General features: G+C 68.9%; 12 protein-coding genes. 1 reads left to right on the forward strand and 11 read right to left on the reverse strand.

The features are described from left to right. Positions 1-87: 87 nt before the first annotated feature. Complete coding sequence (locus GQF42_RS16575) at positions 88-612, reverse strand: hypothetical protein (RefSeq protein ID WP_158920628.1); 525 nt, start codon at positions 610-612, stop codon at positions 88-90. A 92-nt stretch (positions 613-704) separates the two neighbouring features. Between GQF42_RS16575 and GQF42_RS16580 the strand changes: the two genes are divergently transcribed. Then, a complete protein-coding gene (locus tag GQF42_RS16580; RefSeq protein ID WP_233273368.1) occupies positions 705-1,394 on the forward strand; it encodes an RNA polymerase sigma factor in 690 nt (229 codons plus the stop codon). A gap of 309 nt (positions 1,395-1,703) precedes the next feature. Here GQF42_RS16580 and GQF42_RS16585 read toward each other — a convergent pair whose 3' ends face one another. From GQF42_RS16585 to folC, 10 genes are all read right to left on the reverse strand, one after another. After that, positions 1,704-3,665 carry a TIGR03960 family B12-binding radical SAM protein gene (locus GQF42_RS16585; RefSeq protein WP_158920630.1) on the reverse strand — a complete coding sequence of 654 codons (1,962 nt, stop codon included), beginning with the start codon at positions 3,663-3,665 and terminating at the stop codon, positions 1,704-1,706. A 70-nt stretch (positions 3,666-3,735) separates the two neighbouring features. Further along, positions 3,736-5,250 carry a CYTH and CHAD domain-containing protein gene (locus GQF42_RS16595; protein WP_158920634.1) on the reverse strand — a complete coding sequence of 505 codons (1,515 nt, stop codon included), beginning with the start codon at positions 5,248-5,250 and terminating at the stop codon, positions 3,736-3,738. A gap of 114 nt (positions 5,251-5,364) precedes the next feature. After that, positions 5,365-6,561: a rod shape-determining protein RodA gene (gene rodA, locus GQF42_RS16600; RefSeq protein ID WP_158920637.1), complete on the reverse strand. Its 1,197-nt coding sequence runs from the start codon at positions 6,559-6,561 to the stop codon at positions 5,365-5,367. Next, the gene (gene mrdA / locus GQF42_RS16605; protein ID WP_158920640.1) at positions 6,558-8,807 is read right to left on the reverse strand and encodes a penicillin-binding protein 2; all 2,250 of its coding nucleotides are present in this window, start codon (positions 8,805-8,807) and stop codon (positions 6,558-6,560) included. The genes rodA and mrdA overlap by 4 nt, the downstream gene beginning before the upstream one ends. A 146-nt stretch (positions 8,808-8,953) precedes the next feature. Further along, the gene (gene mreD, locus GQF42_RS16610) at positions 8,954-9,631 is read right to left on the reverse strand and encodes a rod shape-determining protein MreD (protein WP_158920643.1); all 678 of its coding nucleotides are present in this window, start codon (positions 9,629-9,631) and stop codon (positions 8,954-8,956) included. 14 nt (positions 9,632-9,645) lie between these two features. Then, positions 9,646-10,587, reverse strand: coding sequence for a rod shape-determining protein MreC (mreC, locus tag GQF42_RS16615; protein ID WP_158920646.1), 942 nt, complete (start codon positions 10,585-10,587; stop codon positions 9,646-9,648). Between the two features lie 164 nt (positions 10,588-10,751). Further along, entirely contained in the window at positions 10,752-11,771 is a 1,020-nt protein-coding gene (locus tag GQF42_RS16620) for a rod shape-determining protein (protein WP_067039545.1), read from the reverse strand. Between the two features lie 311 nt (positions 11,772-12,082). After that, positions 12,083-12,496 carry a nucleoside-diphosphate kinase gene (gene ndk / locus GQF42_RS16625; RefSeq protein WP_158920649.1) on the reverse strand — a complete coding sequence of 138 codons (414 nt, stop codon included), beginning with the start codon at positions 12,494-12,496 and terminating at the stop codon, positions 12,083-12,085. 66 nt (positions 12,497-12,562) lie between these two features. Continuing rightward, positions 12,563-12,925, reverse strand: a complete 363-nt coding sequence (locus tag GQF42_RS16630) for a DUF4233 domain-containing protein (RefSeq protein WP_158920652.1) — start codon at positions 12,923-12,925, stop codon at positions 12,563-12,565. A gap of 11 nt (positions 12,926-12,936) precedes the next feature. Beyond that, the gene (gene folC / locus GQF42_RS16635) at positions 12,937-14,451 is read right to left on the reverse strand and encodes a bifunctional tetrahydrofolate synthase/dihydrofolate synthase (protein WP_158920655.1); all 1,515 of its coding nucleotides are present in this window, start codon (positions 14,449-14,451) and stop codon (positions 12,937-12,939) included. Positions 14,452-14,491 lie beyond the last annotated feature (40 nt).

Raw genomic sequence — 14,491 nt, forward strand, 5'->3', positions numbered from 1 at the left:
CGACGACCGCACGCCGCTGCCGGCCCACCTGAGCCCAAGCGCCATGTCCGCGGCTACGGCGCCTGGAACCGGGACACAAGACCGCTGCTAGCCGGACACGGTGTCCAGCAACGCGTTGAACGCCTGGGTGACCTTCTGCGCCTTGGTGGTGTCCTCGACCGTCATGGTCGGGTTGGAGGCGTACCACATGTCGGCTTCCACGATCTTCGTCGCCAGCCAGTCGACCATGTGCGGATCGGACGCCCCGGGCCAGCCCTCAACGATGTCTTCGAACATCTCATCGAACCAGGGTCCGGCGTTGGCGAATATGTCGGCCATGTACGGCTTGAAGTCACCGTCATAGGTGACCGCGCCTATGACCTGAGTGTCATTGTTGATGAACGCGACGCGGAAGTCGTGGACAGTGCCGACAAGCTTTTCGTAGTGCCAGGCGTCGTCCTGGATCTTGGCGGCCTTCTGGTGGAACCGCTCCGCCCCACCTGGCTTGGCATCGAAGAGAACGGTGATTTCCGCAACCTCCCCGACCCTCTTGCCGAGACCGTCGGGCTGCCTGGCCACGGTCGGAGTCGCGTCCTCCGGAGTCGCCGACTGCGCGGATCTCTGTGTCGTCATGACTCCCTCTTCCTTTGATCGTCCATCGGCTGGTCTGCGGGCTCTCCTCTCTTCTGAGCGCGTTCCGGAACGCCCACATAGCCAGCTTTGTCGTGCTCCAGGACGTCAGCAAGACGATCAGGACCTGCGGGGCCCAGGTGGATCACCGCCGCACGCCGCCGGAAGAGGCGGTCGTGACCTTGCCGGGGTGTGGAGCTTCGACTCTGCTCGAAGTCGCGGCGGCGTTGCCCGAGCTACCGAAGGCCGGCACGAAATTCTTCGAACTCTCACGTTGCACCTTCACGGGTGGTGGACACGTAGGGGCGGAAGCAGCGAGAGGAAGCCATGGCCATCGACGCGAGGACGAGTTCACCGATGTCCACCGCGCTCATTACGAGGACGTGCTGCGTTTCGTCCGCCGGCGTGCTCACCCCATGAACGTGGACGACATCGTCGGTGAGACGTTCCTCGCCGCGTGGTGTCGTCGCAGCGAGCTGCCAAAGGACCCACGTCCGTGGCTCTTCGGCACCGCACGCAACGCGTTGCTCAACGCCCACCGCGGGCAGCGCCGCCAGACGGCTGTCGCGGTGCGTGTCCCGGAGAACGGCGGCGACGAAAGCTACGACGGTGTGACCCAGGCCGAGGAACGGATGGACCTGGTAGCCGCCTGGCGGCGCCTGTCAGCCGCCGACCAGGAAGTACTGGCGCTCCATGACCGTAACCGGCGACTCCATCTTCCCGAAAGACTGAGGAGCCGACACCGTCGCCCGCACCGACCCCATCAGGCGTCGAGTCGTCTGTGACCGACCCAGTTGATAGCGGGAACAAATGCCAAAAGCCCCGGACCAAGATCGGTCCGGGGCGCCCTCTTCCCATCAGGAAAGGGGGCTCGAGGGCCAAGCCGGCACGCGCGCTGGCAGGCTTCTCAAACCCACTCCACCTCGGAAACGATGTACGGAGTACTTCCAGGGCCCGGCAGCGGCGTCCGAGACGACGCCAGCGGAGTCGGCGGGCGAGGACTCGAAGCACCGGCCGCAGCCAACGCCGCAGCCACCTCCTCCTCACTCACCCCCGCCAGCGCCTCAACCACCCGATCGAGCGCCTCGCCCACCTCAGTGCGCGTGACCGCTCGAAGCCGGCGTCGGACCTGCGTTCTTGACCGTCAGCGGGAGCAACTTCTTGCCGGTCGGGCCGATTTGGATGTGCGTGTCCATCTGCGGACAGACGCCACAGTCGAAGCACGGTGTCCAGCGGCAGTCCTCGACCTCGGTCTCGTCGAGGGCGTCCTGCCAGTCCTCCCAGAGCCAGTCCTTGTCCAGGCCGGAGTCGAGGTGGTCCCAGGGCAGGACCTCCTCGTAGCTGCGCTCGCGGGTGGTGTACCAGTCGACGTCCACACCGAAGGGGGCGAGGGCCTTGTCGGCGCAGGCCATCCAGCGGTCGTAGGAGAAGTGCTCGCGCCAGCCGTCGAAGCGGCCGCCGTCCTCGTAGACCGCGCGGATCACGGCGCCGGTGCGGCGGTCGCCGCGGGACAGGAGGCCTTCGACGATGCCCGGCTTGCCGTCGTGGTAGCGGAAGCCGATCGAGCGACCGTACTTCTTGTCGCCCCGGATCTTGTCGCGGAGCTTCGCCAGGCGGGCGTCCGTCTCCTCCGCCGAGAGCTGCGGCGCCCACTGGAAGGGGGTGTGGGGCTTGGGGACGAAGCCGCCGATCGAGACCGTGCAGCGGATGTCGTTCGAGCCCGAGACCTCGCGGCCCTTCTGGATGACGTGCATCGCCATGTCGGCGATCTGGAGGACGTCGTCGTCCGTTTCCGTCGGCAGGCCGCACATGAAGTACAGCTTCACCTGGCGCCAGCCGTTGCCGTAGGCCGTCGCGACGGTTCGGATCAGGTCCTCTTCCGAGACCATCTTGTTGATGACCTTGCGCATGCGCTCGGAGCCGCCCTCGGGGGCGAAGGTCAGGCCGGAGCGGCGGCCGTTGCGGGTCAGCTCGTTGGCCAGGTCCACGTTGAAGGCGTCGACCCGGGTCGAGGGGAGGGAGAGGCCGATCTTGTCGTCCTCGTAGCGGTCCGCCAGGCCCTTGGCGATGTCGCCGATCTCCGAGTGGTCCGCCGAGGACAGGGAGAGGAGGCCCACCTCCTCGAAGCCCGTCGCCTTCAGGCCCTTGTCGACCATCTCGCCGATGCCCGTGATCGAGCGCTCGCGCACCGGGCGGGTGATCATGCCCGCCTGGCAGAAGCGGCAGCCGCGGGTGCAGCCTCGGAAGATCTCCACCGACATGCGCTCGTGGACCGTCTCGGCCAGCGGGACGAGGGGCTGCTTGGGGTACGGCCACTCGTCCAGGTCCATGACCGTGTGCTTCGACACGCGCCACGGGACGCCGGACTTGTTGGGGACCACGCGGGCGATGCGGCCGTCCGGGAGGTACTCAACGTCGTAGAACGCCGGGATGTAGACCGCTCCGGTCTTCGCGAGGCGGAAGAGGACCTCCTCGCGGCCGCCCGGACGACCCTCCGCTTTCCACTCACGGATGATCTTCGTCATGTCGAGGACGGCCTGCTCGCCGTCGCCGATGACCGCCGCGTCGATGAAGTCCGCGATCGGCTCGGGGTTGAAGGCCGCGTGGCCGCCGGCGAGGACGATCGGGTCGTCGATCGTGCGGTCCTTGGACTCCAGCGGGATCCCCGCCAGGTCCAGCGCCGTCAGCATGTTCGTGTAGCCCAGCTCCGTGGAGAAGGACAGGCCGAACACGTCGAAGGCCTTCACCGGGCGGTGGCTGTCCACCGTGAACTGTGGGACGCCGTGCTCGCGCATCAGCGCCTCGAGGTCCGGCCACACGCTGTAGGTGCGCTCGGCGAGGACGCCGTCCTGCTCGTTGAGGACCTCGTAAAGGATCATGACGCCCTGGTTGGGCAGACCGACCTCGTACGCGTCCGGGTACATGAGCGCCCAGCGGACGTCGCAGCTGTCCCACTCCTTGACGGTGGAGTTCAGCTCGCCGCCCACGTACTGGATCGGCTTCTGCACATGCGGGAGCAGGGCTTCGAGCTGCGGGAACACCGACTCGACAGGCATCGGGGGAACCTTCGTGAGCTGACAGGGGTGACCATCAAGCGTAACCCGCCCGGCGCCCTGAACCGTACGCTCAGCCGGCTTGCCCGGATCCGATCTCCCGCCACAGCCCGGGCAGCTCCTCTTCCGCCTGTGCCGCCCGTGCCTCCTCGCGCCCGTACAGCAGCCCGTAGGTGAACGCGCTCTCGCCCGCCGCGTGCGCCACCGCGGACAGCTCGCGCAGGGTCCGGCGGGCCATGACGCTGTCCTGGTGTTCGCCGAGGAGCGTGGTGAGGGACTTCATGTTCTTGGTGAGGGCGCGGGCCGGTGCTCCCAGGGCCTCGGTGGCCGCCTCGGCCGCGTACCGGGTGCGTTTGGCCTTCTTGCGGGCCTCGTGCACGGCGATGTCACGGTCCCGGCCTGAGGGCAGGTCGAGTGCCTGTTCGACCAGGGTGGACAGGGTCGCCAGGTCCTTGCGTACGGCCTTGTCGAGCACCTTCTGCGGCCGCTTCCCGCCCGCGGTGCGCAGCGGCGGGTCGGCGAGGAGGGTGTCCAGCGTGTCCAGCAGGGTCAGATGGCGGCGGGAGTCCAGGACGCCGGTCAGATGGCCTTGCGCACTGCCGTGCCGGGCCTCGGCCCAGGCGGCGAGGCGTGCGTGGACCGGGCCGGTGACCAGGTCGGCGGGGAGCGCGTCGAGGGCGGTCGTCAGGCGGTCGGCCAGCACCTCCTGGTCACGGCCGACCCCCAGCTCACCGGCGAGCCACTTGAGCTCCACACCGATGGGGTCGGTGACGCTCCGGTCGAGGACCGAGCGGAAGCTGCGCAGGGTGCTGCGGGCGCGGCGGGTGGCGACCCGCATGCGGTGCACCGCGTCGGGCACGTCGCGGCGGACGGCGGGGTCCAGCTCGACCAGCGCGTCCCGCTGGACGCGGAGGTAGGCGAGGACGTGATCGCCGGCGGTTACCGGGGGCTCGGGCCTGCTCTGCCTGCGGCTTGTGCGGCCTGTGCGGGGGCCGGCGGTCTGGTCCAGGGCCCGGGCGAGCTTCGACGGCGACCGCGAGGGGCGTACGCCTGCCTTGCGCAGCCGTTTCTCCACCAGGTCCAGGAGGGCGGGGTCACCGCCGTCGGCCAGTTCCACCTCGATCTCGGTCCACTGGGCGGCCCTGCCCTTGCCGGTGAGCCGTTCGGCGGTCACGGCGTCGACGCTCGCCTCGGCGAGCAGTGCGCCGTCGGCGTCGACCAGGTGGCGGACGTCGCGGGCGGAGCGCAGCCGCACCAGCGGGATCAGCTCGGCGTCCCGGACCCGGGAACGCACGAGGCCGGCGATCTCCTCGGGGATGCTGTCGCAGAGCGGGGCGCGGATCTCGTCACGGACCCCGGGGGCGACCGGGAATTTCAGATGCCAGCCGGCGTCCGTGCCGCCGGTGCGGCGGCGCAGGGTGAGCGCGTCGGCCGCCAGGCGTTCGTCGGCGGTGTCGTAGTAGATGGCGTCGAGTTCGACCAGGCCCTTGTCGAGCACGGCCGCCACCCCGCCGACGCCGGTCAGGTCGGGCAACCCACTGTCATCGGATTCGTACTTGCGCTCGATCTCGCGTTTCTCATCCGCCATGGACTGAATCTAGTGCGGCTGGAGCCGATGCGGCAGGGGCCGTTCCGGGTGAATAGTAGGAAAACTGCCACCATTCACCCGGTGAACGGCGCCGCTCTCGGGTTGACCGCCCGGCTATGCCGACATGGGTCTTTGCACCTTGATCGACTGGAGCAGTCCCACGGCCACCCACACGGCGAACATCGACGAGCCGCCGTACGAGACGAACGGCAGGGGCAGACCGGTGACCGGCATGATGCCGAGGGTCATCCCGATGTTCTCGAAGGCCTGGAACGCGAACCAGGCGACGATACCGGCGGCCACGACCGTGCCGTACAGCTCCGTGGAGTCGCGGGCGATACGGCAGGCCCGCCACAGGATGACACCGACCAGGGCGATGATCAGGCCCGCGCCGAGGAAGCCCAGCTCCTCCCCCGCGACGGTGAAGACGAAGTCCGTCTGCTGCTCGGGCACGAACTGGCCGGTGGTCTGCGAGCCGTGGAAGAGGCCCTGTCCGGTCAGGCCGCCGGAGCCGATGGCGATACGGGCCTGGTTGGTGTTGTAGCCCACGCCCGCCGGGTCCAGGTTCGGGTTGGCGAAGGCCGCGAAACGGTTGATCTGGTACTGGTCCAGGATGTGCAGCTGCCAGATGGCGATACAGCCGATCACGCCGACGGTGAGCAGGCCGAAGACCCAGCGGTTGGAGGCGCCGGAGGCCAGCAGTACGCCCAGGATGATGGCCACCATGGCGAGCACCGAGCCGAGGTCGGGCATCAGCAGCAGGATCAGGCACGGCACCGCCGCGAGGCCGAGGGACTGGGCCACGGTCCGGTGATCCGGATGCGGCTTGTCACCCGCGTCCACCCGCGCCGACAGCATCATCGCCATGCCGAGGATGATCGCGATCTTGAGGAACTCGGCGGGCTGGATCGAGAAGCCGCCGATCACGATCCAGTTCCGCTGGCCGTTGATCGTCGCGCCGAGGGGGGTGAGGACCACCAGGGCCAGCAGGACCGACAGGCCGTAGAGGATCGGCACGATGTTGCGCAGGGCGCGGTGGCCGAGCCAGAGCGTGCCGATCATCAGGGCGAACCCGATGCCGAGGTTCAGCAGGTGACGTTCCAGGAAGTAGTACGGGTCGCCCTGGTTGATCTCGGTGCGGTTGCGCGTCGCCGAGAAGACCAGCAGCGAGCCCAGCAGGGACAGCGCGAGGGCGGCGAGCAGTATGGGCCAGTCGAGCCGGCGGGTCAGCGAGTCGCGGGCGAGCAACCTGGTCCAGCCCGCCCTGGCGGGGCCGTACCCGGAGACGGAGAAGCTGTTCGCGCCGGTCATGAGGGCATCCTCCGGCTTCCTCGCTTGCGCGGCCGCCTGCGGGTGTTGCGGTTGCCCGTGGTGGGCGAGGGCGAGGTGGCGGGCTGCTGGTCGGAGCCGTTGCTGGGGTTGCCCTTCTGGGAGGCCTCGGCGTCCTTGCCGGGGTCGCCGGTGATCTTCGGGGCGTCGATGGTGCCGTCCGTGCGGACCTTCGGCAGACCCTGCTGCGGCTCGGGCAGCAGCGCCTTCTTCTTGTCGATGGAGCCGTCGCCCTGGACGCCGTAGAGCGCGCTGTAGATGTTGCGCACGGCCTCACCGGCGGAACCGGAACCCGTACCGGCCTGGGAGATCGTCATGATCACCGAGTAGTCCTTGGAGTACGTGGCCAGCCAGCCCGTGGTCTGCTTGCCGTACACCTCGGCGGTACCGGTCTTGCCGTGCAGCTGGATCTTGTCCTGTGGCCAGCCGTTGAACTTCCACGCCGCCGTACCGCGGGTGATGACGCCCGCGAAGGCGTCGTTCATGCCCTTGAGGGTGGCCTGGCTGACCGGCAGCTTGCGCACCGGCCTGGGCTTGATCTCCTGGATGCTCTTGCCGTCGGGGCTGATGACCGCCTTGCCGATGGTCGGGGCGTACTCGGTGCCGCCGTTGGCGACGGCGCCGTAGATCATCGCCTCCTGGATCGGCGTGACGAGCGTGTCGCCCTGGCCGATGGAGTAGTTGATCTCATCACCCTCGCGCATCTTGTTGCCCTCGAGGCAGTCCTCGTAATAGATCCTCTGGACGTAGCTGCCGTCCTTCTTGCCGTACTTGCACCAGGCGTCCTTGTTGGCCTTCCAGTAGTCGAGCTTCCACTGGCGGTCGGGGACGCGGCCGGTGACCTCGTTGGGCAGGTCGATGCCGGTCGCCTTGCCGAGGCCGAACTGGTGGGCCGTCTTGAAGAACCAGTCCTTGGGCTGGCCCTTCTTGGGGTTGATACCGCCGTCCTTCTTCCACTCGTTGTCGCCGAGGCCGTAGAAGACGGTGTCGCAGGAGACCTCCAGGGCGCGGCCCAGGGAGATGTCGCCGAAGTTCTCGCCCTCGAAGTTCTTGAAGACCTGGCCGCCGACCGAGTAGGAGCTGGTGCAGGGGTAGCCGCCGTCCCAGGCGTAGCCGGCCTGGACCGCAGCGGCCGTGGAGACCACCTTGAACGTCGAACCGGGGGCCGCCTGACCCTGTATGGCCCGGTTGAGCAGCGGGTAGTCGGAGTCCTTGCCCGTGAGGTCCTTGTAGTCCTTGGCGGAGATGCCGCCCACCCAGACGTTGGGGTCGTAGGTCGGTGCGGAGGCCATCGCGACGATCCGGCCGGTCTTGGCCTCCATCACGACGACGGCGCCGGAGTCGGCCTTGAAGTTCTCGCCGGTGTTCTTGTCGAACTGCTGCCGGGCGGCCTTCATGGCGTTGTCCAGCTCGTACTCGGCGACGCGCTGGACCCGGGAGTCGATGCTGGTGACCAGGTTGGAACCGGGTTCGGCGGCGTCCGACTTGGCCTTGCCGATGACCCGGCCGAGGTTGTCCACCTCGTAGCGGGTGACGCCGGCCTTGCCGCGCAGTTCCTTGTCGTACTCCCGCTCCAGGCCCGAGCGGCCGACCATGTCGGAGCGGAGGTAGGGCGAGTTGCTGTTCTTGGCCTTCTGGATCTCGTCGTCGGTGACGGGCGAGAGATAGCCGAGCACCTGCGCGGTGTTGGAGTTGCCCGGGCCCGGATAGCGGCGCACGGCCTCGGGCTCGGCGCTGATGCCCGGGAAGTCCTCGGAGGCTTCGCGGATCTGCAGGGCCTGCTTGGGCGTGGCCTTGTCGGTGATCGGGATCGGCTGGTACGGCGAGCCGTTCCAGCACGGCTGGGGGGTCTTGGCGTCGCACAGCCGGACCTTCTGCATGACCTCCTCGGGCTTCATGCCGAGAACGCCGGCCAGCTTGGTGAGGACGGTCCTGCCGTCGTCCTTCTGCTTGAGCAGGTCGGTGCGGGAGGCGGAGACGACCAGGCGGGTCTCGTTGTCGGCGAGGGGTACGCCCCGGGCGTCCAGGATGTCGCCGCGCACGGCGGGGTCGACGACCTGCTGGACGTGGTTGCCGGACGCCTCCTTCTGGTACTGGGCGCCCTCGCGGATCTGGAGGTACCACAGGCGGCCGCCGAGGGTGCCGAGGAGCGAGAGGACGAGAATCTGGATCACGACGAGCCGGATCTGGACCCGTGGGGTCCGACCGGTCTCGGGGATGTTGGTCACTGCGGCTTCGTCCCCCTCTCAGAACACGAACGACTGCGCGTGCGGCACATGTGTGCGATCCGCCTGTGCGCGTACGAATGATGAACGACCAGTCTGTGAACCCGCGTTCCGCGAAGGCTGACTCGTTCGGGTGAACTCCGCGCCGCTCACAGCCGCTTGACCCCCTTGATCCGGCCGACCCGGACGGCGCGGGTGCGGGCCCTGGCCTTGAGGACGCCGAGGCCGCCGCGCTGGCCGCCGATGCGCAGGCCGGTGCCCGAGGAGAGCCAGCCCGAGGTGACGTCCCCGGCCTTGGGAGCGGGGCCTGCCTCGGCGAGCGGGTCGTTGTCGGCACGGCGGGCCAGCCACATGATCGCCGGGACCACGAACGGGGCGAGCAGCAGGTCGTACAGGGCGGCCGAGATCAGCAGGCCGGGCAGGCCGACGTGACGGGCGGCGGTGTCGCCGACGAGGGCGCCCACGCCCGCGTACAGCAGCGTGGAGCCGATCGCGGCGGCCACCACGACGGCCATCGGGCCGGTCGCCGACTTCAGCCGGCCGTTGCCGGGCCGCGCGAGCCCGGCGAAGTAGCCGGTCACGCACAGGACGAGGGCATAACGGCCGGCCGCATGGTCGGCGGGCGGGGCGAGATCGGCGAGCAGGCCCGCGCCGAAACCGACGAGGCAGCCGCCGACATGGCCGTACACCATGGCGAGGCCGAGGACGGTCAGCAGCAGCAGGTCGGGGACGGCACCGGGCAGGTGCAGGCGGGCGAGGACGCTCACCTGGATCACCAGGGCCACGACGACCAGCGCGCTGGAGAGCAGGATCCGGTTGAAGCGCATGGAAAAGTCAGCTCCTACTGCTGCTGGCCGGTCGAGGCGGACGCGTTGGCCGACGGGGTCACGGTGACGGTGACCGTCGGCGTGGGGATCGGCTTGGGCTTGGCCGGCAGGACCTCGTCACGCGGGTCCTTCTTGGGGGCCTCGACGACCACACCGACGATGTCGAGCTTGGTGAAGCCGACGTAGGGCGTGACGTAGATCGTGCGGGTCAGGCCGCCGTTGGAGGGGTCGATCCGGGAGACCACGCCGACCGGCACGCCCGGCACGAACGGGCGGTCGTTCTGCGAGCCGAAGGTGACGAGCCGGTCGCCCTTGTGCACCTCCGCCTGGCCGTTGAGCAGTTCCACGCGCAGCGGGCGGTCGCCCTGCCCGGAGGCGAAGCCGAGTTCGTCACCGCCCTCCATGCGGGTGCCGACGGTGAAGTCGGGGTCGTTGGCGAGCAGCACGGTGGAGGTGTCCGGGCCGACGGTGGTGACACGGCCGACCAGCCCGTCGCCGTTGAGGACCGTCATGTCCCGCTTGATGCCGTCGTTGGCGCCGGCGTCGATGGTGACGGTCCAGGAGAAGCCCTGCGCCGACCCTATGGCGATGACCTGGGCGCCCTTGATGCCGTACTGGCCCTCGCCGGCGATCTTCAGCATCTTGTCGAGCTGGTTCAGCCGGCTGCGGTTCCGGTCGTCGCTGCCGAGCTTCGCCTTGAGAGCCGCGTTCTCCTTCTCCAATGCGGCCAGCCGGTCGTGCCGGTGGCCGGAGTCACGGATCGCGGAAACGGCGTTGCCGACGGGATCCACCGCCGAGGACAGCCCGTTCTCGACGGGGCCGAACGCCGCGGCCGCGGCCTGCCGGGCACCGTCGACCGGCGAGTTCCGGCCCCCTCGGATGTCCACCGTGATCAGCGCGAACGCGATGGCGACCAGTAGGACCAGGAGCAGCCGGCTCTCTTTCGTGTCCCTCACGTGCGGCGGCCGTGCCCTTCCTCGATAGGAATTCGGGAGCCCCTTTGCGGAGCGGTACGCGAAACGCAGACCTAAGGGGCCCATTCAGCGGAGCTTATGCCTCTATATCAACGATCCGCCGCACGAGAGGAGAACGTCTCGTACGGCGGAATCGACGGGTTACGTCATCTGCGCGGCTGGGCGTCGAGGACCTGCTGGAGTGCCTCGAACTCCTCGACACACTTTCCGGAGCCGAGCGCGACGCTGTCGAGGGGGTCCTCGGCGATGTGGATCGGCATGCCGGTCTCCCGGCGCAGCCGCTCGTCGAGGCCGCGCAGCAGGGCTCCGCCGCCGGTCAGAACGATTCCTCGGTCCATGATGTCGCCGGACAGCTCCGGCGGGCACTTGTCGAGGGTCGTCTTGACCGCGTCCACGATCGCGTTGACCGGCTCCTCGATCGCCTTGCGGACCTCGGCGGCCGAGATGACGACGGTCTTGGGCAGCCCGGACACCAGGTCCCGGCCGCGTACTTCGGTGTGCTCGTCGGAGTCGAGGTCGTACGCCGAACCGATCGTGATCTTGATCTGTTCGGCCGTACGCTCACCCAGCAGGAGGCTGTACTCCTTCTTGATGTACTGGATGATCGCGTTGTCCAGTTCGTCGCCCGCGACGCGGATGGACTGGGCGGTGACGATGCCGCCGAGCGAGATGACCGCGACCTCCGTGGTGCCGCCGCCGATGTCCACCACCATGTTGCCCGTGGCCTCGTGGACCGGCAGACCGGAGCCGATGGCCGCGGCCATGGGCTCCTCGATGATGTGCACCTGGCGGGCGCCGGCCTGGGTGGACGCCTCGATCACGGCGCGGCGCTCGACACCCGTGATGCCCGAGGGCACGCAGACGACGACCCGCGGCCGGGCGAGATACCGCCGCTTGTGGATCTTCAGGATGAAGTAGCGGAGCATCCGTTCGGTGATCTCGAAGTCGGCGATCACGCCGTCCTTCAGCGGGCGGACGGCCACGATGTTGCCCGGCGTCCGGCCGATCATCTTCTTCGCTTCGGCACCGACCGCGAGGATCCCACCCGTGTTGGTGTTGATCGCGACGACGGACGGCTCGTTCAGTACGATCCCGCGACCCCTGACGTACACCAGCGTGTTGGCGGTCCCGAGGTCGACAGCCATGTCACGGCCGATGAACGACATTGAGTTCCCCATCCGGATTCATCTGGCCTTCCTGCGCTTTTGAGGGCATATCAGGTAGGCGAGGCGGGTGCTGTGACGTGAAGGCTTCCATCGTAAACGCGCCTGCACGGCCACTGCGCGAGGGTCTCCGCCATTGTCACCAGATGGCGGCCCGCCCCGCTTGTGGAGACGGTCCATCGGAGGCACGCGTTCCCCCGATCGGCAAGGCATATGCCAAGGGACGGCCGAAATGTTCGGCCGTCCCTGGTCAGGAGTCGTGGGGCCGGAGCTGACGCCCTCTCAGAAAAATTAGCGAAAACTCCGCGCGCTGTTCAGCCGCGGCCGGGGAAGAAGATCTTCACCTCGCGCTCGGCGGACTCCTCGGAGTCGGAGGCGTGGATCAGGTTCTCCCGGACGATCACGCCGTAGTCACCGCGGATGGAGCCGGGCGCGGCGGCGATCGGGTCGGTCGGACCGGCGAGCTGGCGCACGCCCTCGATGACCCGCTCGCCCTCGACGATCAGCGCCACGACGGGACCGGAGGACATGAACTCGACCAGCGGCTCGTAGAAGGGCTTGCCCAGGTGCTCGGCGTAGTGCTGCTCGAGCGTGGCACGCTCCAGGGTGCGCAGCTCCAGCGCGGTGATCTGCCAGCCGGCCTTGCGCTCGATACGGCTGATGATCTCGCCGGTCAGGCCACGCCGGACGGCGTCGGGCTTGAGCAGGACGAGGGTGCGCTGGCTCACGGGGGGACTCCTTACGCGACGGACGTGTGCGGTGGGACGAGGTTACAGGGCGTGTCGGGCCGCCCGTTACGCAGCGTCAGCCGGAGTGGAGGCGGACTCCGCTTGCGCGGCGAAGCGCGCCTTCGCCTCGTCCACCTTTCGCCCGAAGTGCACCGAAGCCCACCACAGCGCCGCGAAGACCACGCCCAGGAAGTACATGAGCGGGACGAAGACGCCGGAGGCGATCAGCGCGATCTGCAGCACCCAGCCGAGCACCACGCCGCCCGGGCGGGTCACCACGGCGCACATCAGCACGCACAGCAGCATCGCGATACCGCTGACCAGCCAAACCGTCGAGGCGGACAGGGAAGGGTCCTTCATGGCGACGAGCCCGGCGAAGCCGATGATGAAGAACTCACCGATCAAGGTCGAGGAGCACAACGTACGCATCTTTGGGAGCCTCAGCCCTTCCCCAGCAGCAGCCGGGCCTCGCCGACTGTAATGACAGATCCGGTGACCAGTACGCCACCGCCCGCGAACTCGCCCTCCTCCTCGGCCAGCGTGATCGCGGCCTCCAGGGCGTCCGGCAGCCGCGGCTCGACCTGCACCCGCTCCTCGCCGAACACCTCGACGGCGATCGCGGCCAGCTCGTCCGCGTCCATGGCCCGCGGGGTGGAGTTCTGCGTGACGACGACCTCGGCGAAGATCGGCTCGAAGGCCTCCAGCAGCCCCCGCACGTTCTTGTCGCCGCTCGCACCCACCACACCGATCAGCCGGGTGAAGTCGAACGCCTCCCGCACCGCCTCCGTGGTGGCCGCGGCGCCCGCCGGGTTGTGCGCCGCGTCCAGCACGACGGTCGGGGAACGCCGTACGACCTCCAGCCGGCCCGGGGAGGACACGGCCGCGAAGGCCTTGCGGACGGTGTCGATGTCGAGCGACTCCGCGCGCTGCGCGCCGACGCCGAAGAACGCCTCGACGGCGGCGAGCGCGACGGCCGCGTTGTGCGCCTGATGGGCGCCGTGCAGCGGGAGATACACCTCGGGGTACTCGCCACCGAGACCGCGCAGGGTGAGCAACTGCCCGCCGACGGCGACCTCCCGCGCCACGACCCCGAACTCCAGCCCCTCGCGGGCCACGGTCGCGTCCACCTCGACGGCCTTCTTCAGCAGCACCTGCGCCGCGTCGACCGGCTGCTGCGACAGGATCACCGTCGCGCCCTGCTTGATGATCCCGCTCTTCTCGACGGCGATCTCCGCGGTCGTCTCGCCGAGCCGGTCGGTGTGGTCCAGGTCGATCGGGGTGATCACGGCGACGTCGCCGTCGATGACGTTGGTGGCGTCCCAGGAGCCGCCCATGCCGACCTCGACGACGGCGACGTCCACGGGGGCGTCCGCGAAGGCCGCGTACGCCATGCCGGTGAGCACCTCGAAGAAGGACAGGCGGTACTCCTGAGCGGCGTCCACCATCTCGATGTACGGCTTGATGTCCTGGTAGGTCTCGATGAACCGCTCGGCGGAGACCGGGGCGCCGTCCAGGCTGATCCGCTCGGTGATCGACTGCACATGGGGGCTGGTGTAGCGGCCGGTGCGCAGCTCGAAGGCGCCGAGCAGGGCCTCGATCATGCGGGCGGTGGAGGTCTTGCCGTTCGTGCCGGTGATGTGGATCGACGGGTACGACCGCTGCGGCTCGCCCAGCAGGTCCATCAGCGCGGTGATACGGCTGACCGACGGCTCCAGCTTGGTCTCGCCCCAGCGGGTGGCCAGCTCCGCCTCGACCTCGCGCAGGGCCTTGTCGACCTCGGGGTCCTCGGGCCGCCCGGGTACGTCGGCCTGCGGCGCGCCGCCCTGCGTGCGCAGGGTGCGGCTGCCGGCCTCGATCACCGCGAGGTCGGGGTCGCGGGTGGTCTCGGCTTCGATGATCTCCTCGAAGCTGCCGAGGGGGTCGGGCTGGTCGTTCTCGTCCGGGAGGTCGCTCACAGGGCCAGTCTACGGAGGGGGACGGACACAGTGCCCACGC

This window comes from Streptomyces broussonetiae (assembly GCF_009796285.1).
GTDB lineage: Bacteria > Actinomycetota > Actinomycetes > Streptomycetales > Streptomycetaceae > Streptomyces > Streptomyces broussonetiae.